At 66.2% G+C, this 26170-nt stretch carries 25 protein-coding genes; 12 read left to right on the top strand and 13 right to left on the bottom strand.

Translation table 11 applies throughout. The features are described from left to right. Positions 1-22 precede the first annotated feature (22 nt). The gene (locus ING15_RS02585) at positions 23-982 is read right to left on the bottom strand and encodes an NAD(P)H-dependent flavin oxidoreductase (protein ID WP_206453183.1); all 960 of its coding nucleotides are present in this window, start codon (positions 980-982) and stop codon (positions 23-25) included. A 143-nt stretch (positions 983-1125) separates the two neighbouring features. On the opposite strand from ING15_RS02585, the gene ING15_RS02580 reads away from it, so the two are divergent. The 3 genes from ING15_RS02580 (at position 1126) to ING15_RS02570 (ending at position 4069) form a co-directional block, all read left to right on the top strand. Then, complete coding sequence (locus ING15_RS02580; RefSeq protein ID WP_206453182.1) at positions 1126-1929, top strand: exonuclease domain-containing protein; 804 nt, start codon at positions 1126-1128, stop codon at positions 1927-1929. Positions 1930-2016: 87 nt separating this feature from the next. Beyond that, complete coding sequence (locus tag ING15_RS02575) at positions 2017-3696, top strand: cisplatin damage response ATP-dependent DNA ligase (protein ID WP_206453181.1); 1680 nt, start codon at positions 2017-2019, stop codon at positions 3694-3696. Positions 3697-3799: 103 nt separating this feature from the next. Next, entirely contained in the window at positions 3800-4069 is a 270-nt protein-coding gene (locus tag ING15_RS02570; protein WP_206453180.1) for a DUF6460 domain-containing protein, read from the top strand. 4 nt (positions 4070-4073) lie between these two features. Here ING15_RS02570 and ING15_RS02565 read toward each other — a convergent pair whose 3' ends face one another. Further along, on the bottom strand, positions 4074-4976 hold the full coding sequence (locus tag ING15_RS02565; protein ID WP_206453256.1) for a histone deacetylase family protein: 903 nt from the start codon (positions 4974-4976) through the stop codon (positions 4074-4076). A gap of 207 nt (positions 4977-5183) precedes the next feature. Here ING15_RS02565 and ING15_RS02560 point away from each other — a divergent pair, with 207 nt between their 5' ends. Then, a complete protein-coding gene (locus ING15_RS02560) occupies positions 5184-6458 on the top strand; it encodes an MATE family efflux transporter (protein ID WP_232845501.1) in 1275 nt (424 codons plus the stop codon). A gap of 6 nt (positions 6459-6464) precedes the next feature. Here the strand turns inward: ING15_RS02560 and ING15_RS02555 are convergent, their stop codons facing one another. Together ING15_RS02555 and ING15_RS02550 are read right to left on the bottom strand one after the other, a co-directional pair. After that, positions 6465-7565, bottom strand: a complete 1101-nt coding sequence (locus tag ING15_RS02555; RefSeq protein ID WP_206453178.1) for a quinone-dependent dihydroorotate dehydrogenase — start codon at positions 7563-7565, stop codon at positions 6465-6467. Continuing rightward, a complete protein-coding gene (locus ING15_RS02550; RefSeq protein ID WP_206453177.1) occupies positions 7562-7909 on the bottom strand; it encodes a DUF952 domain-containing protein in 348 nt (115 codons plus the stop codon). The genes ING15_RS02555 and ING15_RS02550 overlap by 4 nt, the downstream gene beginning before the upstream one ends. Positions 7910-8045: 136 nt before the next feature. On the opposite strand from ING15_RS02550, the gene ING15_RS02545 reads away from it, so the two are divergent. Further along, positions 8046-8486: a hypothetical protein gene (locus ING15_RS02545; protein WP_206453176.1), complete on the top strand. Its 441-nt coding sequence runs from the start codon at positions 8046-8048 to the stop codon at positions 8484-8486. 12 nt (positions 8487-8498) lie between these two features. Here the strand turns inward: ING15_RS02545 and ING15_RS02540 are convergent, their stop codons facing one another. Beyond that, positions 8499-9497: an alpha/beta hydrolase gene (locus ING15_RS02540; RefSeq protein WP_206453175.1), complete on the bottom strand. Its 999-nt coding sequence runs from the start codon at positions 9495-9497 to the stop codon at positions 8499-8501. Positions 9498-9603: 106 nt separating this feature from the next. Here ING15_RS02540 and ING15_RS02535 point away from each other — a divergent pair, with 106 nt between their 5' ends. Next, positions 9604-10038 (top strand): secondary thiamine-phosphate synthase enzyme YjbQ, encoded by a 435-nt coding sequence (locus ING15_RS02535; protein ID WP_206453174.1) that lies wholly within the window; start codon positions 9604-9606, stop codon positions 10036-10038. 161 nt (positions 10039-10199) lie between these two features. Continuing rightward, positions 10200-10856, top strand: a complete 657-nt coding sequence (locus ING15_RS02530) for a response regulator transcription factor (RefSeq protein ID WP_206453173.1) — start codon at positions 10200-10202, stop codon at positions 10854-10856. A 30-nt stretch (positions 10857-10886) separates the two neighbouring features. On the opposite strand, the gene ING15_RS02525 is transcribed toward ING15_RS02530, so the two are convergent. After that, the gene (locus tag ING15_RS02525) at positions 10887-14348 is read right to left on the bottom strand and encodes a hybrid sensor histidine kinase/response regulator (protein ID WP_206453172.1); all 3462 of its coding nucleotides are present in this window, start codon (positions 14346-14348) and stop codon (positions 10887-10889) included. Positions 14349-14522: 174 nt separating this feature from the next. Here ING15_RS02525 and mscL point away from each other — a divergent pair, with 174 nt between their 5' ends. The 3 genes from mscL to ING15_RS02510 all read left to right on the top strand — a co-directional run bounded on the left by mscL (position 14523) and on the right by ING15_RS02510 (position 17354). Next, on the top strand, positions 14523-14960 hold the full coding sequence (mscL, locus tag ING15_RS02520) for a large conductance mechanosensitive channel protein MscL (RefSeq protein ID WP_206453171.1): 438 nt from the start codon (positions 14523-14525) through the stop codon (positions 14958-14960). A 115-nt stretch (positions 14961-15075) separates the two neighbouring features. After that, positions 15076-16245 carry a pyridoxal phosphate-dependent aminotransferase gene (locus ING15_RS02515; protein WP_206453170.1) on the top strand — a complete coding sequence of 390 codons (1170 nt, stop codon included), beginning with the start codon at positions 15076-15078 and terminating at the stop codon, positions 16243-16245. After that, the gene (locus ING15_RS02510; RefSeq protein ID WP_206453169.1) at positions 16242-17354 is read left to right on the top strand and encodes an AbrB family transcriptional regulator; all 1113 of its coding nucleotides are present in this window, start codon (positions 16242-16244) and stop codon (positions 17352-17354) included. The genes ING15_RS02515 and ING15_RS02510 overlap by 4 nt, the downstream gene beginning before the upstream one ends. Here ING15_RS02510 and ING15_RS02505 read toward each other — a convergent pair. From ING15_RS02505 to ING15_RS02495, 3 genes are all read right to left on the bottom strand, one after another. After that, on the bottom strand, positions 17322-17699 hold the full coding sequence (locus tag ING15_RS02505) for a cupin domain-containing protein (RefSeq protein WP_206453168.1): 378 nt from the start codon (positions 17697-17699) through the stop codon (positions 17322-17324). The genes ING15_RS02510 and ING15_RS02505 overlap by 33 nt on opposite strands. Positions 17700-17746: 47 nt before the next feature. Beyond that, positions 17747-19024, bottom strand: coding sequence for a 5-aminolevulinate synthase (gene hemA / locus ING15_RS02500; RefSeq protein ID WP_206453255.1), 1278 nt, complete (start codon positions 19022-19024; stop codon positions 17747-17749). Positions 19025-19213: 189 nt separating this feature from the next. Further along, entirely contained in the window at positions 19214-19408 is a 195-nt protein-coding gene (locus ING15_RS02495; RefSeq protein ID WP_206453167.1) for a hypothetical protein, read from the bottom strand. Between the two features lie 251 nt (positions 19409-19659). On the opposite strand from ING15_RS02495, the gene ING15_RS02490 reads away from it, so the two are divergent. After that, positions 19660-20976 (top strand): NAD(P)H-dependent oxidoreductase, encoded by a 1317-nt coding sequence (locus ING15_RS02490; RefSeq protein ID WP_206453166.1) that lies wholly within the window; start codon positions 19660-19662, stop codon positions 20974-20976. Positions 20977-21009: 33 nt separating this feature from the next. Here the strand turns inward: ING15_RS02490 and ING15_RS02485 are convergent, their stop codons facing one another. The 4 genes from ING15_RS02485 to ING15_RS02470 all read right to left on the bottom strand — a co-directional run bounded on the left by ING15_RS02485 (position 21010) and on the right by ING15_RS02470 (position 24527). Further along, entirely contained in the window at positions 21010-21450 is a 441-nt protein-coding gene (locus ING15_RS02485; RefSeq protein WP_206453165.1) for a MarR family winged helix-turn-helix transcriptional regulator, read from the bottom strand. Positions 21451-21611: 161 nt separating this feature from the next. Beyond that, a complete protein-coding gene (locus tag ING15_RS02480; protein ID WP_206453164.1) occupies positions 21612-23030 on the bottom strand; it encodes an amidase in 1419 nt (472 codons plus the stop codon). Positions 23031-23040: 10 nt separating this feature from the next. Beyond that, entirely contained in the window at positions 23041-23751 is a 711-nt protein-coding gene (locus tag ING15_RS02475) for a class I SAM-dependent methyltransferase (protein ID WP_206453163.1), read from the bottom strand. Between the two features lie 95 nt (positions 23752-23846). Continuing rightward, positions 23847-24527 (bottom strand): glutathione S-transferase family protein, encoded by a 681-nt coding sequence (locus ING15_RS02470; RefSeq protein WP_206453162.1) that lies wholly within the window; start codon positions 24525-24527, stop codon positions 23847-23849. Positions 24528-24864: 337 nt separating this feature from the next. On the opposite strand from ING15_RS02470, the gene pncB reads away from it, so the two are divergent. Then, positions 24865-26169, top strand: a complete 1305-nt coding sequence (pncB, locus tag ING15_RS02465) for a nicotinate phosphoribosyltransferase (RefSeq protein WP_206453161.1) — start codon at positions 24865-24867, stop codon at positions 26167-26169. The last annotated feature ends 1 nt before the right edge of the window (position 26170 follow it).

The raw sequence follows: 26170 nt of genomic DNA, 5'->3' as shown, positions 1-26170 counted from the left end.
CCTGGGGACGGCGTTTTGTGTCTCAGCCGCAGATCTGGCGCTTGGCCGCCGCATATTCATCGGCCAGACGGTCGACCAGCGCGCCGGCCGGGCCGACGGACCGCACCGCGCCGATGCCCTGGCCGGAGCCCCAGATCTCCTTCCAGGCTTTTGGCTTGGCGTTGGCGCCGCCGAAATCCATCAGCGTCACGTCGCTCTCCGGCAAATTGTCCGGATCGAGGCCCGAGGCTTCGATCGAGGCGCGCAGATAGTTGCCGTGAACGCCGGTGAAGAGGTTGGTGTAGACGATGTCGCCGGCGCGGCCGTCGACGATCCCGTTCTTGTAATCCTCGGCCGCGCGCGCCTCGTCGGTGGCGATGAAGGCCGAGCCGACATAGGCGCCGTCGGCGCCCATCGCCTCGGCCGCCAGCACCGCCTGGCCGGTCGCGATGGCGCCGGACAGGAACAGCGGCCCGTCGAACCATTGGCGGATTTCCTGGACCAGCGCGAAAGGCGACAGCGTGCCGGCATGGCCGCCGGCGCCCGCCGCGACGGCGATCAGCCCGTCGGCGCCCTTTTCGATCGCCTTGCGGGCGAAACGGTCGTTGATGACGTCGTGCAGCACGATACCGCCATAGGAATGGACGGCGTCGTTGAGTTCCGGCCGGGCCCCGAGCGAGGTGATGACGATCGGCACCTTGTGCTTCACGCAAGCCGCCAGATCGTGCTCCAGCCTTGTATTGGACTTGTGGACGATCTGGTTGACCGCGAAGGGCGCCGCCGGCCGCTCGGGGTGGTCCCTGTCGTGGGCGGCCAGCGCTTCCTCGATCTCGCAGAGCCATTCGTCGAGCTGCTCGGCCGGCCGGGCGTTGAGCGCTGGAAACGAGCCGACGACGCCCGCCTTGGCCTGGGCGATCACCAGCGGCGGATGCGAGATGATGAACAGCGGCGCCGCGATCACCGGAATCTTAAGCCGGTCGTCGAGGATCGGGGGAAGTGCCATCAGCGCATCTCGCGGTTTATTGACGTAAACGTAAGACCGGGCGACCGGTAGCAGATCGCGCGGGCTGACGCAAAGGCAGACGACCCCTACGCCAGGCTGAGACGGCTTGCATCCTGCGTCGCGCCGGGCGATTTTATCGGTCCATGTCCGACCTGTTCCCGCCCGTCGCTTCGACGCCCTCGCTGTTCGCCGATCCGCTCGTGCCGCTCGTTCGGGTGATCGACACGGAGACGGCGGGCCAGCGGCTGGAAGAGGACGCGGTGATCGAAATCGGCTCGGTCGACCTGGATCTTAAGACCGGTGACATCGGCAACCCGATGCAGAGTTTCTGCGACCCGGCCGGCGTGGTGATCAACCCGCATGCCCGCCGAGTCCATCAGATCTCCGATGAAATGCTCGAAGGGGCGCCGTCCTTCGCCGAAGCGGTGAAGCCGTTCGCCGGCGCGCCCTATTTCGCCGCCCAGCGCGCCAGCTTCGACCAGCCGCGCCTTCGCCTGACCGGGCGATGGCTGTGCACGCACAAACTGGCGCTGAGGGCATTCCCGCATGTGAAGGCGCACGGCCTGCAGAGCCTCATCAAATACGTGCCGCTCGACCTGTCGCCGGTCGCGCCGCTGCTGAAGGATTTGCACCCGCATCGGGCGCTCTACGACGCCGTCTGCACCGCAGTGCTGTTGCGCCAGATCACTGCGGCGCTGCTGCCGCGCTGCGCCGATCTCGCCGATTTTCTCGAGCGGGCGGAGAAGGTCTCGAACGAACCGGCGCTGCTGGCGCGCTTCCGCTTCGGCCGGCACAAGGGCATCGCGATCGCCCAGGTGCCGGACGACTATCTGGAATGGCTGATCCGGGAACCCGGCATGGACGCCGACGCGGTGTTCAGCGCGCGCCATTATCTGCGGCTGCGCGGCGTCCGCGGCGCCCGGCCGCTGCCGGTCAGCACCGTATAGACAGGTTGCCGGCCGGCCATTTTGCCCGTGAAGCGGCCGAGCCGGCGCCCTATCTATTGGCATCGTGATCAATCACGCCGGAATACGATGCAGCGATTCGCCGAACTTCTCGACCGCCTGGTGCTGACGCCGTCGCGCAACGGCAAGCTCAAGCTGATGGTGGATTTCTTCGGCGCCGAACCCGACCCCGAGCGCGGCTACGCGCTGGCCGCGATCACCGGCGACCTCGACATCAAAAGCGTCAAACCTGCGATGCTGCGTGAGTTGATGGCGAGCCGCATGGATTCGGTGCTGTTTCGCTATTCCTACGACTATGTCGGCGACCTTGCCGAAACCATCGCGCTGGTCTGGCCCTCGCCCCATGACGGCGAGCACCGCTCGGCAGCCCCACCGCCGACGCTCACCGACGTGGTCGCAGCGCTCGATCGTGCCTCGCGCAAGGAAGGACCCGCCTTGGTCGAGGCGTGGCTCGACCGGCTGGATTCCTCCGGCCGCTACGCCTTGCTCAAGCTCGCCACCGGCGGGCTGCGGGTCGGCGTGTCGTCGCGTCTCGCCAAGCAGGCGCTGGCCGATTTCGGCGGCAAGGCCATCGCCGAGATCGAGGAACTCTGGCACGGGCTGGGGCCGCCCTATGAGCCGCTGTTCGGGTGGCTGGAAGGCCGGGCGGAGAAGCCGGTCTCGGCCGCCGCGGCGCCATTCCGCCCGGTGATGCTGTCGCAGGCTCTGGCGGAGCCGGACTACGAGCGCATCGACCCGCAAAGTTACGCGGCCGAGTGGAAATGGGACGGCATCCGCGTCCAGGCGACGGCCGAGCGGGGTATCCGGCGGCTTTACTCGCGCACCGGCGACGACATTTCCAGCGCATTTCCCGATCTCCTCGACTTCATGACCTATGAGGGCTCGCTCGACGGCGAATTGCTGGTGGCGACGCCGAAGGACGGCCGCTCCGGCCCGCCGGACGTTGCGGAGCCTCGCGGTCCACCCCACGACAACATCGTCGTCGGCACCTTCTCCGACCTGCAGCAGCGGCTGAACCGCAAGACCGTCTCGGCCGCCGTTCTGAAGCGTTATCCGGTGTTTCTGCGCGCCTACGATCTCCTCCATGACGGCTCGACCGATCTGCGCGGCCTCGCCTTTGCCGAGCGCCGCGAACGGCTGGAGCCCTTTCTCGCCCGGCTGGAACCGTCGCGCTTCGACCTCTCACCCTTCGTGCCGTTTCAACGCTTCGAAGACCTCGAAGGACTGCGCGCCACGCCGCCGCATCCGGTCATCGAGGGGCTGATGCTGAAGCGCTGGGATTCGCCCTATGTGCCGGGCCGGCCGAAGGGGCCCTGGTTCAAATGGAAGCAGGACCCCTACCTGGTCGATGCCGTGTTGATGTACGCCCAGCGCGGTCACGGCAAGCGGTCGAGTTTTTATTCGGACTACACATTCGGCGTCTGGACCGGGCCGATGGACGCGCCCGAACTGGTGCCGGTCGGCAAGGCCTATTTCGGCTTCACCGACGCGGAGCTGAAGCAGCTCGACAAATACGTCCGCGATAACACGGTCGAGCGCTTCGGGCCGGTGCGCTCGGTGCGGGCCGAGCCCGACCACGGCCTGGTCATCGAGGTGGCGTTCGAGGGGCTGGCCCGGTCCAGCCGGCACAAATCCGGCGTCGCGATGCGGTTTCCGCGCGTTTCGCGGCTTCGCTGGGACAAACCGGCCTTCGAGGCCGACCGGCTGGAGACGTTGCAGGCGATGTTGCCGGACGGGTCGAAGGAATGATGGCTGCGCGGCCGGATCAGGGCTTCGTCCGCCGCTCGACCTTGCACCGCCGCGATGCTCGGCCTACCTCCGGCGCGAAGGACGCGGGCTGGAGAGACCAATCATGTCGGAACGGGTGAACAGATTCCTCGGCGGCTCGCCGCTGGGCGTCATCGTCAAGCTCGTGCTTCTGTCGATTGTCGTCGGCGTCATCCTCTCCTGGCTGTCCTGGAGCCCGGCGGACATCGTCGACTGGGTGGTGAGCCTGGTCGACTGGCTGTGGGTCAGCGTCTTCGGCTCGCTGGAGCGGGCGGTCGACTATTTCATCCTCGGCGCGGCGATCGTCGTGCCGATCTTCATCATCTCGCGCCTGTTGACGATCGGGCGGCGCTGAACCGTCATTCGAATTCCCGTGCCACGCGGTGCAGGATGGTGTGACGGCGCGAGAGCGCCTCGATATCGCGCGAATAGCCGCCCCCGACGACGCAGGCGACCGGAAGGTCCCGGTCGCGGAAAAAGCCGATAACCGTGCGGTCGCGCTCGGCGAGCCCCGCATCCGACAGCGCCAGCCGTCCAAGCCGGTCCTCGGCGTGCGGGTCGACGCCGGCATTGTAGAACACGATCTCCGGCCAACTCTGCCGCGTCGCCTCGGCCAGCGCCGCCGCGAGCGCTTCGAGATACGCGGCGTCGCCGGTGCCATCGGCGAGCGGCACGTCGAGGTCGGATTGCACCTTGTCGGTCGGGTAGTTCCTCGCCGCGTGGATCGACAGGGTGAAGACGCGCGGGTTCTCGGCGAAGATCCGTGCCGTGCCGTCACCCTGATGCACGTCGCAGTCGACGACCAGCACCCGGCCGACGTCGCCGTCGGCCAAGAGCACCGAGGCGGCGACGGCGACGTCGTTGAACACGGAGAAACCCGCGCCGCCGGCCCGACCGGCATGGTGGCTGCCGCCGGCGGTGTTGCAAGCAAGGCCCTCGGCGAGCGCCAGCTTGGCGGCGAGCACCGTTCCGCCGGTGGCGCAGCGTGAGCGCATGGCCACCCGCTCGTCCACCTTGAAGCCGATTGCCCTCTCGATCGCCGGCGGCACGGCGGTAAACAGCACCTGATCGACATAGAGCGGATCATGGGCGAGCCGCAGCCAGCCGGGCAGCGCCGGCGCCGGAATGTGGAAGCCGTCCGGCGCGACGATGCCGTCTTCGACGAGAATCTGGGCCAGCCGCGTGAATTTCGACATCGGGAAGCGATGATGAGCGTCGAATTCGGCGTCGAAGGCGGGGTGGTGGATCATCGGAACCGGCATGATCCGGCAAGATAGGGCGGTTCTGGCTCGGGACACCGCGACAAGGTTTCGCTTGCCCGAGTTCGAGCGGAATGCGAATTCGCGTCGATGCGACGTGACGGTGACGAACAGATCGAGCGTGCGATAGCGTCCGGCCCGGTAGCGGGGCCAGGGCACTCGCGACCCTTTACGGTCAGCCATCGCGAGGTCTGGGCTATCACCCTGCCGATGACGCTGGCGTTCCTGACGACGCCGCTGATCGGTCTGACCGACACCGCCGTGGTCGGACGCATCGGCGACGCGACGGCGCTCGGCGGGCTCGTGGTCGGCGCGCTGATCTTCGATTTCGCCTTTGCCACCTGCAATTTCCTGCGCTCGGGCACGACCGGTCTGACCGCGCAGGCGATGGGTGAGGCGAATGGCAGCGAGGCGCAGGCGGTTTTCTGGCGTGCCATGGTTCTCGCGCTCGGCATCGGTCTTCTGCTGATCCTCGCCGAGCCGCTGGTGACATTGCTCGGGCTGCTGGCGATCGCGCCGGGATCGGGCGTTGCGGAGGTGACCCGGCATTACGTCGTCCTGCGGATGTTCTCGGCGCCCTTCGCGCTCGTCAACTACGCGATCCTCGGCCATGTGCTGGGGCGAGGGCGCGGCGGGCTGGGGCTCGTGCTCCAGATCGTCGTCAACGGCACCAATATCGGCCTGTCGATCCTGTTCGGCCTCGTCATGGAATACGGTATCGCCGGCGTCGCAATCGGGACGGTCTGCGGCGAGGCGGTCGGGGCGTTGGTCGGCTTCGCGGTGGTCGTGCGCGGTTTCGATCGTGCCGAGCGACCGTCGCCGGCCCGCGTCTTCGAGCGGCGGGGCATCGCGCGGATGATCGCGGTCAATCGCGATATCATGATCCGCACCTTCTGCCTGCTCGGCGCCTTCGTGCTGTTTACCCGCCTCGGCGCCCGCACCGGCGCGTTGACGCTGGCCGCCAACGGCATCCTGATGAACTTTTTCCTCGTCGGCGGCTATTTTCTCGACGGCATGGCGACAGCGTCCGAACAACTCGTCGGTCGCTCGGTCGGCGCGCGGTTCCGGCCTGCCTTCGACCGGGCCGTCAAGCTGACGCTCGTCTGGGGGCTCGGGCTCTCGCTGGCGCTGTCGGCGCTTTTCCTCGTGTCGGGCGAGGCGTTGATCGCTTTTCTGACGACGGACCCGGCGGTGCGGGTCGCGGCCGGCGACTATCTGGTCTGGGCGGCGCTGACGCCGCTGGCCGGGGCGCTCGCCTTCATCATGGACGGCATCTTCATCGGCGCAACCTGGTCGCGGACGATGCGCGACATGATGATCGCGTCCTTCGTCATCTTCGCCATTGGCGCCTACGCGCTATCGCCGGTCTTCGGCAATGACGGGCTGTGGGCCGCGCTGCTGGTCTTCCTCGGCTTTCGCGGGATCAGCCTCATGGCGCTGCTGCCAAGACGGCGGGCCGAGACATTTGGACCGAACGCCTCCTGAACCAGTTCAGTTCGGCGGCGGCGGCGCGGCCAGGATCTCGTCGGTTCGGCTCCCGCGTATCTGCGCGATATGATCCAGGCCGGCCCTGTCGAGATAGCGGACCATCTCCTTCAGGATCCGCACCGGAAGCTCCGGGCCCTCATAGACGAGGCCCGTGTAGAGCTGCACCAGATTGGCGCCGGCCTCGATCTTGCGCAGCGCCGTGCGGGCGTTTTCCACGCCGCCGACGCCGATCAGCGGAAATTTCGGCCCGAGCGCCCGCCTGAATTGCGCCAGTACATAGGTCGAGCGGTCCATCAGCGGCCGGCCCGACAGGCCGCCGGCTTCGAGCCCGTGCGGTTGGCCGGCGACGCCCGCCCGCGACAGCGTCGTATTCGACACGATCAACCCGTCGATGCGCCGCTTGCGGACGGCGGTGACGATCTCGTCGATCTGCTCGGAGGCCAAATCCGGCGCGAGCTTGAGGAAGAGCGGCTTGGCTCCACCGCCCGACAGCGCAGCATAGCCATCGCGGGCGGCCACCACCGACTTGAGCAGCCGATCGAGGTCCGAGCCGGTTTGAAAGGCCCGCAGCCCCGGCGTGTTCGGCGAGGAGATGTTGACCGTCAGATAGCTCGCCACGGCCTCGAAGCGGTTGACGCCTTCCACATAGTCGGCGACCCGATCCTTGGAATCCTTGTTGGCGCCGATGTTGACGCCGACGATCCCGGCTTTGCGGATGCGCGCTTCCAGTCGCTCGAACGCCTCGGCGTGGCCGTCATTGTTGAAGCCGAGCCGGTTGATGATCGCGTGCGCCTTTTCGAGGCGGAAGATGCGGGGCTTCGGGTTGCCCTCCTGCGGCTGCGGCGTCACCGTTCCGACTTCGACGAAGCCGAAGCCGAGCCGCAATGCTGCGTCTGGAACCTCGGCGTTCTTGTCGTAGCCGGCGGCGAGGCCGAGCGGATTGGGAAAGGCGATGCCGGCGACCTCGGTCCGCAGCCGGTTGTCGACGGGCGTGTTGACCCGCGGCATCAGCCCGCGCTTCAAGGCCGCGACCGACAGGGCGTGGGCGCGTTCGGGGTCGAGGCGAAACAGGGCCGGACGGGCCAGCCGGTAGAGGCGATTCATCTGACCGAGCCGGGAAACTGGTGGCCGCCGTCGATTCCCAGCGGCAGATCCTCGACCCAGACTACCGCGTCGAGGGGAAGCGGGCCGTAAAGATGCGGAAACAGCGCGCCGCCGCGCGATGTCTCAAAGCGCAGCCCGTCGCCGAGCTTGGCTGGGTCGACCGCGATCAACATCAGATCGCTCTGACCGGTGAAATGCCGGGCAGCGGTTTCGCGGACCTGTTCGCCGGTCGAAAAGTGGATGAAGCCGTCCGCTTCGTCGATGGGCGCGCCATCGAACTGACCTTTCGCCTTGGCGGCTTCCCAGAGCGGTCGGGGTGCGATCTTGTAGATGGGCTGGTGCATGACAGATCGGTGCCAGAGCGACGCCGCAAGGTCAATCGCCCCGCTGCCTTGAGACGGTCATGCCGCAGGTCTACGCTTCCGGTTGCCTGTCGCGTCGCTCAAGTGTGGCAGGGTTGAATTCATGGAGCCAGCGTCAATGCCCCGAATCGTCTCAGCCCTCTTGGCGGCCGGCATGGTCGCCGCCGTGCCAGCATCCGCCCAGTCGATCCTCGACACCACCGGCGGCCGCTATCAGATGCAGCCGGTCGAGGGCGGTATCGCCCGGCTCGATACCCAGACCGGAGCGGTCGATCTCTGCCGGGCCGAGGGCGATGCCGTCGTCTGCAAGGGCTCACGCGAGGCCCAGAAAGGCGACGGCCGGCGGGACGACGCCAGCCGGATCGCCGATCTCGAAGCGCGGGTCGAGGCGCTCGAAGGCGACAAAGGCGCCGTCGATGACGTGGACGCCGCCGATCAGGCGATCAAGACGATGCGGCAGGTCTTCCGCGGCTTCGCCGACATCGTCCGGGAGCTGGAGCGCGATCTGGGCGCTGATCCGGACAAGGCGAACGCCGAAGCCGAACCGGACCGGACCTGATCGCCCTTCAGATTAGGTCGGGATGTCGAAGACCGGAAATTCCATCCGCCGCTTGAGAAAGTCCTCCATCTCGTCGAGCGAGCGCTCTGTCGCCTTGGTCGGAAAGGCCTGGAATACATGCGCTCCGCCATTGGTCAGCGCCAGTTCTGCCTCGATGCCGCTAGAAATCCAGCGCGCCGCCATGAACAGCGTGTCGTCGATGAGGAGATCGCGGGTTCCGCAACTGAACAGAGCGGGCGGCAAGCCTTTCAAATCGGCGTAGAGCGGCGAGACCGCCGGGTCCTTGAGGGAGTAGCTTTCCGGCACGAAACGAAGGACGAACTCCTTCACGTCGTCGGTGTTGAGGATGAGGCGCTCATCGCCGAAATTGCGCACGCTCGGCGTCAGCGACAGATCGTAGCAGCCGGCGACGAGATTGACCGCCTTGAACGGCGTCATCTGGTATTCGTCGCGCAACCGGAGCAGCGTCAGCACCGAGAGGTGCGCGCCAGCCGATTCACCACCGATCGCCAGGAAGCCGCGCGGCAGATCGGCCAGATGTCCGTTCGCCAGCGCCAGCGCGATATCGGCGCAGTCATGCAATGCGGCCGGGAAGGGATCTTCCGGCGCCAGCCGGTATTCGACCGAAGCAACGGTGAGCCCGGTGTTGTCGGCGAGTCGCCGCAGCCGTGGGTCGGCCTCCTCCGATCCGCCGAAGACCCAGCCGCCGCCGTGAATGTGCAGAAAAGTGCCGCGCGTCGCACCGTCCGCTGGCCTGAGCACCCGAACCGCAATCTCGCGTCCGGCGCCGCCGATATGGATGATCGTCTCGGCGGCTTTATCTTTCGGGGCAGAAGGGAACACGCCGCGCCCTTCCTTGCGCAGCTCCCGAACCCGCTCGATCGGCATCGACCAGGGACTGGGCAGGATCTTCTGTTCAGCGATGATTCTGTCGTTCAATTCGACGAGCTCCGGATCCATCTCGTCCGGGTCGAAAACCGTTGGATCGATCGTCACGCGTGCTTGTGTCATTGCCGTTTCCCTGTTGCCGGGGAAAGAAGGTAGGACGCGGGACGGAGGGTTGTAGGGTCGAGATGGCCGGTGCGATCGAACCGACGTGGAATGCAGGGAACCCGCTATGCGCCAACATATCGAAACCTTGAGTATTGCGACGCCCGGCCGGTCGATGGTCGAGATCAGTCACCAGATCGCCGAGCGTCTCGCCGCGGCGGGAGTCCGCGACGGCCTCCTCACGCTGTTCATCCGGCATACCTCCGCGTCTCTGACGATCCAGGAGAATGCCGATCCCGACGTCCAGCACGATCTCCTCGGCGCGCTCGATCGACTGGCGCCCGAGGACGCGCCCTATGCGCACACGATGGAAGGGCCCGACGACATGCCCGCCCACATCAAATCGGCACTGACGGCGACCAGCCTCGCGGTGCCTGTCTCGGCGGGACGCATGATGCTCGGGACCTGGCAGGGCATCTACGTCGTCGAACATCGCGCGCGGCCGCACTCGCGCGAAATCGTCCTCCATTTCGCCGGAAGTCTGGATCGAATCGGCTCCTGATCGCGGTTGGCCTTGATCCTGGACCGTAAGGCGGTCAAGAACGTCGGAACGACATGCAGCCGTCACCGTGTGGAGTGTGGCGCATGTTGCCTCAACGGCCGGGAGGACCGGCCGCCGCATGGTCGCGGCGGCACCGGGATACGATGGGAGGAACAACGGATATGAGCCATGTCTTCATCGTGGCCGACGACCATCCCCTGTTTCGCGGCGCCCTGCGGGCAATCCTGACGTCGCTGCCCGAGCCGGCGGAGATCGTCGAAGCGGCGGATTTCGACCAGGCTGCGGCGGCGCTCGCGGCCAACACGGACGCCGATCTCATGCTGCTCGATCTCAACATGCCAGGCACTAGCGGGCTGTCCGGTCTGGCACTGCTCAGGGCCGATCATCCCTCGGTTCCGATCGCGATCGTCTCCGGCAGCGAAGACGCGCCAATCGTGGCGCGGGCCCTCGATCTCGGCGCATCGGGGTTCATCCCGAAATCGTCGAGCTTGGACACGATCCGTCAGGCGATCCTTTCGCTTCTCGCCGGAGAGGTCTTTTTGCCGCCGGACGTTTCACTGGACGCCGAGCGCGACCCGGAGGTGACGCAGTTGATCCGGCGCATCCGGACGCTGACGCCGCAGCAGACGCGGGTGCTGACCATGCTCGGTCGGGGCCTCCTCAACAAGCAGATCGCCTATGAACTCGGAATCTCGGAGGCGACGATCAAGGCGCATGTCTCGGCCGTGCTCTTGAAGCTCGGCGTCGACAGCCGTACGCAGGCGGTGATCCGCCTCTCCAAGCTCGGCATCGATCTGGAGAGCGGCTTCGCGGCCTGAGAGCACGGGGGGCCCGGCGATGGGCTTGGCCTATTCGGCCGCCTCGCGGCGGCTGCTCTTGCGGCCCATCGCGGCCCGCAGGGAGGCAGGCTTTAGCGGCTTCGTCAGCACATCGACGTCCATGGCGAGGGCCTGTTCGCGCAAGTCCGGCGACCGGTCCGCGGTGACGAGGATCACCGGAAGCTGAGGATCGAGCGTCGCGCGCAGCAGGCCGATGGCGTCGAGCCCATTGCCGTCATCGAGATGGTAGTCGACGAGGGCGATATCCGGGAGGATGCAGCTCTTCGCAAGCATGTCGACAGCCTCATCCGCCGAGCCGAAGGCTTCGACCTCGCAACCCCAACCGGTGAGGAGGACCCGCATTCCTTCCCGGATAGCGACCTCGTTGTCGATACACAGCACCCGCGTGCCGGTGAGTGCCAAACCGGACCGCGCCGGCAGCAACGGCGTTTCCGTCAGCAGCACGGGCTTGGCCTCGGCGACCGGCAGGGTGATGCGGAAGCGGGTTCCCCGTCCATGTTCCGAGGTCGCCTCGACCGGATGGTCGAGCACCCGCGCGATGCGGTCGACGATGGACAGGCCGAGGCCGAGTCCGCGTGCGGTCCGGCTTCCTTCATCCAGCCGCACGAACTCTTGATAGATCGTTTCCAGCTTGTCGGCCGGGATCCCGATGCCGCTGTCGGCGATCTCGATATCGATGCTGCCGCCGACCCGATGCCGAACCCCGACGACGACCTTGCCCGCCCGTGTGTATTTGATGGCGTTCGAGACGAGGTTCTGGATCAGCCTTCGGAGCAGGTTGCGGTCCGAACGGACGGCGGCGCTGGTGCGCACGAAGCGCAGTACAATGGCTTTTTCATCGACGAGCGGCCGCATGTCGGTCTCGATCTGGCGCAGCAGCCGGTCCAGCGGGAAGTCCTCGACCTTGGCCTGCATTCCGCCGGCCTCAAGGCGCGAAATGTCGAGAACAGCGCCGATGATCGCCTCGACGGCCTCCAGCGAGGAGCTGATATTGGTCGTGATTTCCCGACCGGTGCTGCTGCGCTGGCGTTCCTGCAGAGCGGCCGCGTAAAGCCGAGCGGCGTTGAGCGGCTGCAGAATGTCATGGCCGGCGGCGGCGAGAAACCGCGTCTTGCCGAGATTGGCCGCGTCGGCCGCTTGGCGCGCCTTGGCGAGTTCCTCGTTGGCGGTGACGAGTTCGCCGGTGCGCACACGGACCCGCTCCTCGAGGTTCTCGTTCATCTCACGCAATGCCGCAGCACGCCTTACCCGCTCCGTCATGTCGGAGACGGTGGCCACCAGGCCGCCCTCCGGCATCCTGTTGGCGCGAAATTCCAGAACCCGGCCCGAGCGCTGCAGGCCGATCTGGCGAAGCGCGGGCGGGTGGGTGAGGCTCTCGAAGCTCCTTTGGTATTCCTCCTCGTCAATCTCACCGGCGCCGAGCAGTTCGTCGAGAACGACGGTGAGGGGGGTGCCGATCTGACCGAATTCCGGCGACAGGCCGACAAGATCGCGGAACTGGCGGTTCCAGAAAGTGAGCCGGTAATCGGTATCGAAGATTGCCAGCCCCTGATCGACCTGATCGAGCGCGATCCGCAGGAGATCGCGATTGTATTGCAGCGCCTCGGAGGCATCGTCGAGCAGCCGAAGCGCCGAACGGCTCGAATCGGCGTGCCGCTGGAACAGCAGCGAAAGGACGAGGCGGGACGATGCCGAACCGATCGCCGAGGCGAGAAGCTGTTCGGAAAAACGGACCGTTGCGCTGTCGGCGGTCGCGTCGGCGTCGAGGGTCCGCCCTTCTTCTTCGGCGAAGCGCGCCAGCGATCGTTCGGTGCGCTCGGCGCCGAGATAGCGGGCGATGGTCGCCGTCAGTTCGCCGACTGTCACGCCGGCGCGGGTGCGGCGCAGGCCGGCGGCCGGTCCGCCGTCCTGCGCCGCGAAGGTCGCAGCCTGGATGCGCTCCAGCGGTGTTGCCCGGCGACTGAGCGAGCCGAGAACAAGGCAGGCGGTGTTGGCGAGCAGGCTGGCGAGAACACCGAAGAGCAGAGGATCGATGTCCGGCGTGGCTGCGGTCGCCGCCGCCAGAGACCCGGTCACCGTCGGCCCCTGGATCGCCGGCAGGAGCAGCGTATAGGCCCAGACCAGGATGCCGGCAGTCAGCCCGGCCATCGCGCCGCGGGCGTTCGCGCCCTTCCAGAACAGGCCAGCCAGGAAGGCTGGTGCGAGCTGCGCGATGGCGGCGAAGGACAGGAGCCCGATCGAGGCGAGGCCGCTTCCGGTGCCGGCAAAGCGGTAATAGCCGTATCCCAGAAACACCACGACCAGAATCGCCGAGCGGCGCACGTTGAGGATCAGCCGGGTTTCGTCCTGGCGAGTGTCGATGCCGGGGCCGCGACGCTTGAGCAGCCAAGGTAGAACGAGATCGTTCGAAATCATGATGGAAAGCGCGACACTGGCGACGATGACCATGGCCGTCGCCGCTGAAAGCCCGCCGATGAAGGCGACGAGCGACAGTCCGTCCTGCCCCTGCGACAGGGGCAGCGAGAGGACGTAGAGATCGGCGTCGACCGTGCCGCCGAGCTTGATCAGACCGGCGGCGGCGATCGGTGCGACGAAAATGTTGATCAGAACGAGGTAGAGCGGAAACAGCCACCGGGCGCGGCGGATTTCGTCGCGCGTGCGGTTTTCCACCACCGTCATATGGAACTGGCGTGGCAGGAGCAGGATGGCCAATGCGCTGAGGCCCAGCGAGGCGAGGAAGCGTCCGCCGAATTCGGAGCTGAAGGCGCTGGTTACGGCCGGATTGGCCAGTGCGGCGCGCCAGAGTTCCCCCGGCTCGAACAGCACGAAGGTGGCCCAGATTCCGATCGCCAGAAACGCCGCGAGCTTGACGATCGATTCCATCGCGACGGCGAGCACAAGGCCGTCCTGATGCTCGGTGGCATCGGCATGGCGGGTGCCGAAGAGGATCGCGAAGACACCGAGAACGGTCGCGACCAGTAGCGCAAGATCGCTGAACAGCGGTGGCATCTCCGGGGTCGCGCGGTAGTGGGCGACCAGAGCGGCGACGCTGGTCGAGATCGCCTTGAGCTGCAGCGCAATATAGGGGACCGTGCCAATGATGGCGATCAGCGTCGCCAAGGCCGCGACCGACGGGCTCTTGCCGTAGCGCGAGCCGATGAAGTCGGCGACGGTGGTGATCCGTTCGGCCTTGGCGTGACGGATCAGCCGCTCAATGAAGGTCGGCGCGAGCAGAAACACAAGGATCGGTCCGAGATAGATCGCCAGGAAGGACAAGCCGTCCCGTGCGGCGACACCGACCGATCCGAAAAATGTCCAGGAGGTGCAATAGACGGCGAGACTCAGCGCATAGACGCCTGGCCGGCTTGCGCTTGCTTGGCCGTCCGCGGCACGCCGGTCGCCCCACCAGGCGACGGCGAACAGCAATAGCAGATAGGCGATCGCCGTAACGACGATGATGCCGCTGTTCAAATCGGACCTCCCGCGACACGCCAATGCGTCGGTCGGGAAACAGAACCACCGGCACCGCCGCAAGTCCAGTTCGCGGCGAGATCGCCGCAAGCCAGCCCGATTGTGTCGCGCCGACGACTTTGTATGATCGCGCGCCTTTACGCGAATCCGGCGCGTTCGATATCAGGACAGATAATGCTTCAGGAATTCAAGGAATTCGCCCTCAAGGGCAACATGGTCGATCTGGCGATCGGCATCATCATCGGGGCGGCGTTCTCCGGCCTTGTCAACTCGCTTGTCAGCGACCTGTTCATGCCGCTTGTCGCGGTCATCACGGGCGGCGTCGATTTCACCAACAAGTTCGTCGCGCTGTCCTCGGTCGTGACCGCGACAAGCCTTGAGGCCGCCCGCGAACAGGGTCCGGTCTTCGCCTATGGCAAGTTCGTGACGCTGACGATCAACTTCCTGATCGTCGCCTTCATCCTGTTTCTCGTGGTCAAGGGCATGAACCGGATGCAGCGCAAGGAAGAGGCCAAGCCTGTCGAAGTCTCCAAGGTGCCGCGCCAGGAAAAGCTGCTCGAGGAGATCCGCGACCTGATGGCGGTCGCTACCGACAGGGCGCCGCGCGCCTGAGACCGGTACAAACATCCATAAGCGGTGCGAAGGGATTGACGCGGCGCGCGTGAGGGGCGATGGCGAAATCCGCGGGCTTTTCGAGCCGCGATCCCCCTTGCTGGAAGGCCCAGGTATGATCGATCTCACGCAATTGCGCCGCGAAGCGGTCACGGCACCCGAAAGCGGCATCGTTGCCGTGATCAACTATGCGCGGGAGCGTGAGGGGCTGATCCCGATGTGGGCCGGCGAGGGCGATCTCGCGACGCCGGATTTCATCTGCGCGGCCGCGTCGGCGAGCCTGATGGCTGGCGAGACCTTCTATACCTGGCAGCGCGGGTTGCCGGAATTGCGCCAGGCGCTCGCCGACTACACGGCGCGGCTCTACGGACGGCCGTCCTCGCCGGAGCGCTTCTTCGTGACCGGCTCGGGTATGCAGGCGATCCAGATCACGCTGGCGGCGCTCGCCGGCGCCGGCGACGAGGTCGTCTTCATCGGTCCGGCCTGGCCGAATTTTGCGGCGGCCGCCGAACTTCAAGGCGCGGTCGCACGCGAGGTCGCGCTCGACTGGAGCGAGACGGGCTGGCACTTGGATCTGCAGAAATTCAAGGATGCGATCGGCCCAAAGACCCGGGCAGTGTTCGTCAATACGCCGGCCAACCCGACCGGCTGGACGGCCGACGAGGCGACATTGCGCGCCATCCTGGAAATCGCCCGTGATGCCGGAATCTTCATCATCGCCGACGAGATCTATAGCCGCTTCTACTATTCCGGCGGACGGGCGCCATCGTTTCACGATGTGATGGAGGAGGACGATCGGATCGTCTTCGTCAATTCCTTCTCAAAGAACTGGGCGATGACCGGCTGGCGGGTCGGCTGGATCGAGACCAACGCCGCCTTTGGCGACATCATCGAAAACCTCATTCAATATTCGACCTCGGGCGTCGCGGCCTTCATGCAGCGGGGGGCGATCGCGGCGCTGGAACGAGGTGAGGCGTTCGTGGAAAGCCAGATCGCGCGTGCCGGGGAAGCGCGGGAGATCTTTGCTTCACGGCTCCAGGCGACCAACCGCGTGGCGCTGACACCGCCCGACGGCGCGTTCTACCAGTTTTTCGCCATCGACGGTGTCGACGACACCAAGGCCGCGGCCTTTCGCATCGTCGACGAGGCCGGGGTGGTACTCGCGCCCGGCACCGCCTTCGGCCAATCCGGCCATCGGTTTCTCAGAGCCTGCTTCCATCGCCGGCTGGACGAGGTGGAAGCCGCCGCCGATCGTCTCGTCGACTGGATCGGCCGGGCGGCGTGAGAGCCGTCGACGGTCGCACCCTCTCACATCGCTTCGCAACGCTCGCCCTCGCCGGGCTCGGCGGCCTTGCCGCCTCGGCGCTCGGTCTGCCGGTCGCCTGGCTGCTGGGACCGGTGCTCGCGGTGTCGGCGGCGAGCATCGCCGGGCTCGATACGGAACTGCCGCAGTTATTGCGCACACTGGCGTTCTTCGTTCTCGGCGTCCAGGCCGGTTCCGGGGTGACGCCGGACGTGCTGGAGCAGATCGCCATCTGGCCGCTGTCCTTCGCCGTGCAGATGCTCGGCGTCGGGGTCGTCATCGTGCTGACCCACGCCTTCCTGCATCGCATGCTGCGCTGGGATAAGGACACCGCGCTGTTCGCCTCGCTTCCCGGCGCGCTGTCCTTCGTGCTGGCCGCCGCGTCCGAAACCCGGGCCGATCTAACCCGGATCACCATCGTCCAGAGCGTCCGGCTGCTCTTTCTGATCGGTGCCCTGACGCCGATTCTCGCCTGGCTGGAAGGCGGCACCGACGTGGTCGCAATGACGCGCGGAACGGACGGAACTCTCGCCGACTACGCCTTGCTCTTCGGCCTATGCGCACTGGTCGCGTTCGCCGGTCATCTGATCCGGCTGCCCGGCGGGATGATGCTGGGCGCCCTGATCGGTAGCGGGGCGTTGCACGTCGGCGGCGTCTCGACGGTGGCGATTCCACCGGTGCTCGCGATCCCGAGCCTCGTTCTTCTTGGCACGCTGATCGGTTCCCGGCTCAAGGGGATCAATATCACGGCGTTTTCGCGGCTGCTTCCGGCCGCGATCGGCTCCTTCGCAATCGGCCTTATCGTATCGGCCGCCGCGGCGGCCGTGGCCGTGGTGGCGCTTGGAATCGGCTTTGGGAAGGTCGCGCTCGCCTATGCGCCTGGCGCTCTGGAGGCGCTGACCGTGCTGGCATTCCAGTTCGACGTCGATCCCGCCTACGTTGCGGCCCATCATGTCGTGCGATTCGTCAGCATCGCGATGATGGTTCCCCTGCTCGCAAAGCGCCGCGCGCGACCGGGCGACACGGTCGCGCCGCCGATCGACGAAAAAGACCGCTTGTCAGGCGTCGATGGAAGCAAAGACCGAGGGTGAGGGCGCGGGCTCCTCACCGCCTTCAGGACCCCAGAAGACCACCCATGTGACGAAGTTGTCGGACATGCCCTCGAAGCGATGCTCCGTCCCGGCCCGCACGAACAGCGCGTCGCCGGCTCTGACATGCTCGCGCTTACCGTCCCTGACGACATCCGACTGGCCGGATGCGACGATGTAGAGTTCATCCTGTCCGTGCGGCCGTTGTCGATCCTCGCCGCGCGGCGCGAAGATCTCCAGCGTCATGGTGCCGTGGGACAGCGCCTCGACATGAAAGACGCCGTCCGGCCATTCGGCGGTCGCCGGGCGCGGTAGCATGGCCTGGAAATGATCGAGCGAGACTTTCATCGAGATACCCCGCAACGATGGTGGGACGAAGCTTTTTTCGCCGGGGCTCAGCCGCCGGCTTGCGAGACGACCAGGGGGGTGACCTTGCGGGAGCGTTCGGCATGGGCCGGCCGCTCGGTCGCGAAGGGAATGCCGACGGTATTCCAGGTCTCGACGAGGGCGTCCTTCAGCGTCTCGATCAGAGCGTCGGAATGCAGGGGCGTCGGGGTGATCCGCAGGCGCTCGGTACCGCGCGGCACTGTCGGGTAATTGATGGGCTGGATGTAGATGCCATGCCGCTGCAGCAGATGATCGCTGGCCTTCTTGCACAGGTCGGGATCGCCGACCGCCAGCGGAACGATATGCGTGTCGGACGTCATGACCGGCAGGTCGGCGCCGCGTAGCACGCTCTTGGCCTGAGCAGCCTGACGTTGCTGGGCGTCGCGCTCGGTCTGCGATGTCTTGAGATGGCGAATCGAGGCGGTCGCTGCAGCCGCCAGCGCCGGCGGCAGCGCGGTGGTGAAAATGAAACCCGGCGCGTAGGAACGCACGGCGTCGATGACCGCCTTCGTGCCGGCAATGTAGCCACCGAGGACGCCGAAGGCCTTGGCCAGGGTTCCCTCGATCACATCGATGCGCTGGGCGATGGCATCGCGCTCGGAGATGCCGCCGCCGCGCGGGCCATACATGCCGACGGCATGGACTTCGTCGATGTAGGTCATGGCGTTGTAGTATTCGGCGAGTTCGACGATTTTCTCGACCGGCGCGACGTCTCCGTCCATCGAATAGACGCTCTCGAAGACGATCAGCTTCGGCTGTGCCGGGTCGGCGGCCTTCAGAAGCTCTTCCAGATGCTCCAGATCATTGTGACGGAAGACCTGCTTCTTGGTTCCGGCCTTGCGGACCCCCTCGATCATCGAGGCGTGGTTCAACTCGTCGGATAAGATCAGGCAGTTCGGCAACAGCTTGGCGATGGTCGAGATCGAGGCTTCGTTGGAGACGAAGCCGGAGGTGAAGACGAGCGCCGCCTCCTTGCCGTGCAGATCCGCCAGTTCGCGCTCCAGTTCGACCAGCGGATGGTTGGTGCCGGAGATGTTGCGGGTGCCGCCGGCGCCGGAGCCCATCGCCGAGACGGTCGCGGTCATCGCCGCGATCACATCGCCATGTTGGCCCATCCCGAGATAGTCGTTGGAACACCAGACGGTGATCTCGCGAACCTTGCCGTCATGCCGCCAGAGCGCCTTCGGGAATTGCCCGGCGATCCGTTCGAGATCGGCAAACACCCGATAGCGCTTTTCGGCATGCAACGCTTCGATCGCCGACTCGAACTGGCTCTGGTAATCGATCATCGCGAACTCCTTGTCAGAACCGTTCTAAATGCGGCATGGCGCAAAGTCCACGTCCCGCCCGCATGATGCGGGAGTCCGCGGAACGTGACATTGACCAAGGTCAAGCGACCCGGCGGAGGCTGCCCGGGGCGTCGGCGTGCGGGAGGCCGAGCGAAGATGGAGCCGACGGCGGATCGCCGCGAGCCGTCACGCGTCCGGCTCGTTCTCCGGAGTGGAGGAGGGGCCGGTTTCCGCTGCATCGTCCGGGCGACGCCCCGCGTTCTCGTCACGGCGCGCGCGCGCCTGCTCCTTGCGACGGCGCAGATTTTCCCGCAATTGCGCCTCCAGCCGCTGTAGCCGCCTTGCTTTTTGCTTGTCGCCCGCCGTACCGCCGTCGCTCATGATCCACCTCTCGCCCCCCCCCGCTCGATAGTGTCGCGAGTGGGTCCGCGTCAAACTCCTCCGCCAAGGCCTGGCTGTCCGGCGGCCTTGGCATGACCGGCGACGGGGTTGCCCTCTGAGGAAACGCGTCGGCTTTGGCGCTGTTGTGTACACGCCGCGACAAATCATTCCATTGGAGCGTACGTTGTTCTACAAGGCGCAAGTCCGCTTCGCCGGCCTCTCGCTTCCGCCATCCTAGGACCGTCAGATCCATGATCGAACGCATCGGCTTTGCCGCCGAGCTTGCCGCCTACACCGACCGGCATGGACCGGTGACGATCGGCCTGGCCGGGGCCGGGCAGATGGGAACGGACATCGTCGTCCAGATCGCGCTGATGACCGGCATCCGCGTCGGCGCCGTCGCGGCGAACGGCCCCCGGCGGCCGATGCAGGCGATCGCCATGGCGGGCTACGACGACGATCATGGCGTCGCCGCCGCCAATGCCTCCGACATCGATCGCACGATCAAGGCCGGCCGTATCGCGGTGACCGACGATCTCGGCGCGCTGTGCGCGGCCGGCCGCATCGATGTCGTCGTCGATGCGACGGGCAGTCCGGAGATCGGGACCTTCCTTGCCCTGGAGGCGATCCGCAACGGCAAGCACATCGTGATGCTGAACGTCGAGGCCGACATCACGGTCGGCCGCCTGCTTGCCCGCAAGGCGCAAGAGGCCGGGGTGGTCTACACCGGATCGGCCGGCGACGAACCCGCCTCGACGCTGGAGCTGATTTCGTTTGCCCAGAGTCTCGGCATGGAGGTGGTCGCGGCCGGCAAGGGCAAGAACAATCCGCTGCGCCATTCCGCCATTCCCGAGGAGTACGAGGCGGAGGCGCGGCAGCGGGACATGAACGCTCGCATGCTGGTCGAGTTCATCGATGGCTCGAAAACAATGGTGGAGATGACCGCCATCGCCAATTGCACCGGTCTCAGGCCGGACGTGCCAGGCATGCACGGCCCGGAAGCGACCGGCGACAATCTAGGCCAGGTGCTGTGTACGGCCGAGGACGGCGGCATCCTGTCGAAGACCGGCTGCGTCGACTACACGATCGGCAAGGGGGTCGCGCCGGGCGTCTTCTGCGTCGTCAAGCCGCGCCACCCCCGCGCGATCGAGCGGATGGCGGATCTAAAGGTCGGTCCCGGTCCGTGCTTTGCATTGATCCGGCCGTTCCATCTGACCAGCCTGGAGACGCCGCTGTCGGCGGCCCGCGCCGTGATGTATCGACGTCCGGACATGGTGCCCGTGGATCGGCCGGTGGCCGAATGCGGCGCCATCGCCAAGCGCGATCTGAAACCAGGCGAGATGCTGGGGCGGATCGGCGAGGCCGACTATCGCGGCTACGCGATGACCTGGGACGACGCGCGCGCCAGGCGGGCCTTGCCGCTCGGCCTGGTCGAGAAGGCGAAGGTGGTGCGGCCGGTCAAAGCGGGAGAGCTCGTCACCCACGACAATTGCGCGCCCGATGACAGCCTGCTCGTCACAAGGATGCGGGCCGAACTCGACGCGGCCGACGGTCGTTTCGCCGACTGACTATCCTGATCGCGCCGGGCTGTCCGATTCGGGTCACGAGGCGTCCGGCCTGTCCCCCGCCATCGTCGAGCGGATCGCCATATCGAGGCCCTTTGCCAGGATCTGGCGCTCGTTCTCGCTGAGGGGCGCGAGCGCGACGGCGATGGACTGCAGCGGGTCCTTCTTCAAAAGGGCGACGCCCCGATCGGTCAGTTCCAGCTGTTCGGCGCGGCCGCGTCCGATCGTGCCCAGCTTGGCGAGATAGCCCTTGGTGATCAGCGTGCGGACGGTGCGTGCGACGGCGCCCGACGCCAGACCCTGGAAGCGCGCAAGGTCGATCGCCGTGCGCAAGTGCGGCGGCGCTGATTGGACATAGCGTAGCGCCGCCCATTGGGCCGGAAACAGCTGCGAGGCATAGCCCTGCGAGTGCAGCCGGCGCGCGATCTGTTCGAGCAGTCCAGACAGATCGGCCGTGGAAACCGGGTCCGTATCCAAAAATTCGCGCCATCATCGTTGCATCACTCCGATGTCATATCGCGGAAGCGCGGGGATGTTCAATCTGATGCCCTTCGGAATGGGCGGGCGCCGACGCGATCTTGCCGTAAAGGCCGCAAGAACCCTCCGAGGTGATAAACGATCCCCTAATCGGGACAGTTTTAGGCTTTTGACACAGGTCCAGCGCCCGACGGATGCAGGTTCCCCCATCGCGGCTCGGCGTCGACAATCTTCGTCAGCAACGCGGCGAGCTTGAGAACAAATGCGTCGGCATAGCGCGGTCCGACGATCTGCACGCCGATCGGCAGACCGTTTCCGGTAAACCCGCCATTGACGCTGATCGCCGGCTGCTCGCAGACATTCCACGGCAGAGTGAAGGCGATATGCTCGAACGGCCGGGCGGGGTCGTCGAGCGGGGAGGCCCATTCGGCCGGCCAGGATGCCTGCGGGTTGACCGGCGAGAGGATGGCATCGAACCGGGCGAAGGGCGCCGCCGCCGCGGCCTTGATCGCTTGGATCTGGTCGAAGGCCTCGGCGACATCGGTGCCGGAAAGGGCCGCCGCGCCGGCCGCCCATTCGCGGATATAGGGCAGTACCATCGCGCTCTTGTCGTCCGGCAGGGCCGACATCGTCGCCCAGAACCGCGCCCGAAAGAAGCGGTCGAAACCGTCCAGCATGGCGCGGGTGAGAATTCCCGGCGTCGGCTCGACAATGGCTCCCGCGTCTTTCAGGGCGTGCGCGCAATCGGCCAGCGCCGCCGCGACGTCCGGATCGACCGGCAGGCCGCAACCGGCCTCCGCCATGACGCCGATGCGCAGTCTCTTTGGGTCGAGAGACAGGTCGTTCCAGTCGATCGCCGACGGCGGCAGGCGGGTCGGATCGCGGACATCGGGCCGCGACAGCGTCGCCATCATCAGCGCCGCGTCGGCGACGGTCCGGGTCATCGGTCCGGCGACGCGGCCGATATAGGTCGGATCGATCGGAACGCGGCCATAGCTCGGCTTGAAGCCCACCGTTCCGGTGAGGCCGGCGGGAATGCGGATCGAGCCGCCGATGTCGGTGCCCAGATGCAGCGGCCCGAAGCCGGCCGCCGCCGCTGCGGAGGCGCCGGCGCTGGAGCCGCCGGGATTGAGCCGGACATCCCAGGGATTGCGTGACAATTTGTGGAAGCTCGACAGTCCCGACGACAGCATTCCGTAATCGGGGCAGGTGGTCTTGGCGAAGATGATCGCGCCGTCCTCGCGCAGCCGCGCGGCCGGCGGCGCGTCCTGCGAAGCGGCGACAAGCGTCGTCGCGGCGGTGCCGTTGGGGATCGGCGTGCCTTTCGTCGCGATCAGTTCCTTGATCGTCACCGGCACGCCGTCGAGCGGACCCTTCGGTGCGCTCTTGGCCCAGCGTTCCGTCGCTTCCGCGGCCTCCTCCCGGGCGCTCTGCGGATCGTAGACCCAGAGCGCGGCGATCGACGGCTCCCAGGTCGCGATGCGGCGTTCGACGTCGGCCCAGACCTCTGTCGGTGACGCCTCGCGGCTGCGGAAAATGGCCAGAAGGTCGCGGGCCGGAAGGTCGTTGAGATCCGTCACCGGCAAAGGCTCACAGTTTGCGCAGCCAGTAGACCCTCAGCGGTTGGGCGAAGATGTTGGCGCCCTCATCTTTCGCGGCATTGGCCTCGAACAGGCGTTCGACCTCCGCACGCTTGGCTTCGACCGTCGCCGCGCGGGCAGGATCGACGGACACCACCCGGCGGATGAGCGCATCCACGTCGGCGAAACGTTCCTTGCGCTCATAGACCACGTTGCCGCGCAGCGCGAACCGTCCGTCCCGGCAGGCATCCGCAACCGCCCGGGCGGCGGCCCCGCGAATGTCGGTTTCGTCATGGATCGGGCGCACGATCTCGAAGAACGGACCTTCGGCGAGCGGCTCGATGACGAGAACGGTGCCGCCTGTCCGCGTCACCCGCGCGGCCTCGCCGAGCGCGTCGAGCATGTGGGCTTCCGGCACATGGTGCAGGGAATTGAGAAACACCGCCGCGTCGAAACTGTGGTCGGCGAAGGGCAGTTTTTCACCGGGGGCCACCGTGAAGGTGGCTTCCGGCGCAGCGGCGCGGGCGGCGTCGATCGCCGCTTCGCCGGGGTCGACTCCGGTGATCTGGAAGCCGCGCGCCGTCAGAGCTTTCGCAAGGCCGCCATGGCCGCAGCCGATGTCGATGACGGTTGTCGCGCCGTCCATGGCCAGCGTTTCGGCGATGACGGCGGCGGTATCACCGGCCGCGAAGGCCGCGTTGAGTGCGGTGGGTGGTTGCATGGCGAATCCCCTCATCGTGGCTGAGAGCGCTGGCCGTCTCCCGGCCGCTTGGATGGACCGCCGCCCCCGGCAGGGCGAGGGCGGCGGATGTCAGGTCAGGCGGTTTCGGCGTAATTCGACGGAAATAGCGCGCGCAGGGCGGCTTCGTCGCGCTCCGATTTGAAGGTCATGTCCTTGGCGATCTGGCGCGCTTCGGCGACGGCCGGCCGTGCATTGACGCTGTCGAACCAGCGCTTCAGGTTCGGATAGGTGTCGAGTGCGTCTTCGCCGAGCACATTGGCCACGCGATCGATCCAGCCCCAGGCGGCGATGTCGACAATGGTATAGCTGTCGCCGACGAAAAACTCGCGGCCGGCGAGGTGATCGTCCAGAACCTTGTAGTGACGCTGGGCTTCACGTGTGTAGCGGTTTTCGGCGTAATCCGACTTGCCCTTGGCCGCCGTGCGGAAATGCACCGACTGACCCGAATACGGACCGAGGCCGGTGGCGACGAACATCAGCCAGGACAACAACTCGCCCCGGTCCTCTGGCTTGCCGCCGAACTGACCATGCTTGTCGGCGAGATAGAGCAGAATGGCGTTGGAATCGAACACCCGCTTGCCGTCGTCCTGAATTGCCGGCAGCTTGCCGTTCGGGTTGATCGCGCGGAAGGCCGGCCGGTGCTGTTCGCCCTTCAGCGTGTCGACGGGCTCCAGCTTGTAATCGAGGCCGGCCTCTTTCAGGAACAGCGCGATTTTCATCGAGTTCGGCGTCGGGTGGAAGTAGAATTCCAGCATTGGATCTCCTGTGTCGCGATCTGAGCGAATATCATGACGTCACGGCGTTTCGACACCATCCGGGGCGGTGAGGCAAGTGGATCGGCCAAGATCCCGGAGACCGCTGAACGGTTTGACGACGGCGCGGCGCCATGTTCAGCCCCTGCCGGGATGGGTTGGCGGAGCCCCGCGACAAGGACGATCCGATCACGATGAACGCGCCGCCGCGGCCGGGGTCGCTTTATCCGCGCCGCGTTCTCCTGTAACGGCTGGAATGTTGTCATTCGCAACGGCAGACCCTTCGAGGGCGCAGGGCAGCGTATCCGCCTCGACGCGGCGCGAATGAGAGGAGCCGAAGATGATTGCGACCGACATCGCGACACGCGTCTGGAACCACACCTTCAAGCTCGATACGATCGTTCGCAGCCTGCTCGATACGGATTTTTACAAGCTTTTGATGCTGCAGATGATCCGCGGGCTGCATCCGGACGTCGAAGCCACCTTCGCACTGAACAACCGCTCGAGGCATGTGCGGCTTGCCGAGGTGATCGACGAGGGGGAACTGCGCGAGCATCTCGATCATACCCGGTCGCTCTCCTTCACCAAGCGCGAGATGATCTGGCTGGCCGGTAACACCTTCTACGGCACGCGGCAGATCTTTCGCCCGGACTTCCTCGAATGGCTGGAGAATTTCCGGCTGCCGGAATACGAACTGCGCCGGGTCGAAGGGCAGTTCGAGCTTTATTTTCACGGTCCCTGGACCCACACCATGATGTGGGAAATCCCGGCGCTGGCGATCATCAACGAGCTGCGTTCGCGCGCTGCGATGAAGAATTTCAAGCGCTTCGAGCTCGACGTTCTCTATGCTCGCGCCAAAGCCAAGATGTGGCAGAAGGTCGAGCAATTGCAGGCGCTCCCTGATCTGCGCATTTCCGATTTCGGCACCCGCCGGCGACATTCGTTCCTGTGGCAGCGCTGGTGCGTGGAAGCGCTGAAGGAAGGGCTGGGCGACCGGTTGATCGGCTCGTCCAACGTGCTTTTGGCCATGGAGACCGATCTGGAAGCGATCGGCACCAACGCCCACGAACTGCCGATGGTGCTGGCCGCGCTCGCCGACGGCGACGAGGCGCTGCGCCGGGCGCCCTACGACGTTCTCAAGCAGTGGCAGAGCTATTATGGCGGCAACCTCCTGATCGTTCTGCCCGACACCTTCGGCACCCCGGCGTTCCTGAAAAACGCGCCGGCATGGCTTGCCCGCTGGACCGGCTTCCGACCCGACTCGGCGCCACCGATCGAGGGCGGCGAGGAGATCATCGCCTGGTGGAAGAAGATGGGCGAGGACCCGCGCGAGAAGCTGCTGGTGTTCTCCGATGGCATGGACTCCGACACGATCGAGCGGACCTATCGGCATTTCGAGGGGCGGGTGCGCATGAGCTTCGGCTGGGGCACCAACCTGACCAACGACTTCCGCGGTACCGCGCCCGAGCCGATGAGCGGCCTCGACCCGATCTCGCTGGTCTGCAAGGTGGTCTCGGCGAACGGCCGGCCGGCGGTGAAGCTGTCCGACAACCCCGCCAAGGCCAGCGGCGAACCTTCGGAAATCGCCCGCTATCGCCGGGTGTTCGGCGAAGCCGCCTATGCCGAGCGCGCGTTGGCCGTGTGAG

This window comes from Aurantimonas marina, assembly GCF_017183135.1.
Lineage (GTDB): Bacteria > Pseudomonadota > Alphaproteobacteria > Rhizobiales > Rhizobiaceae > Aurantimonas > Aurantimonas marina.
The sequence above is the reverse complement of the archived record's forward strand: the minus strand, read 5'-3'. Positions and strand labels throughout refer to the sequence as shown.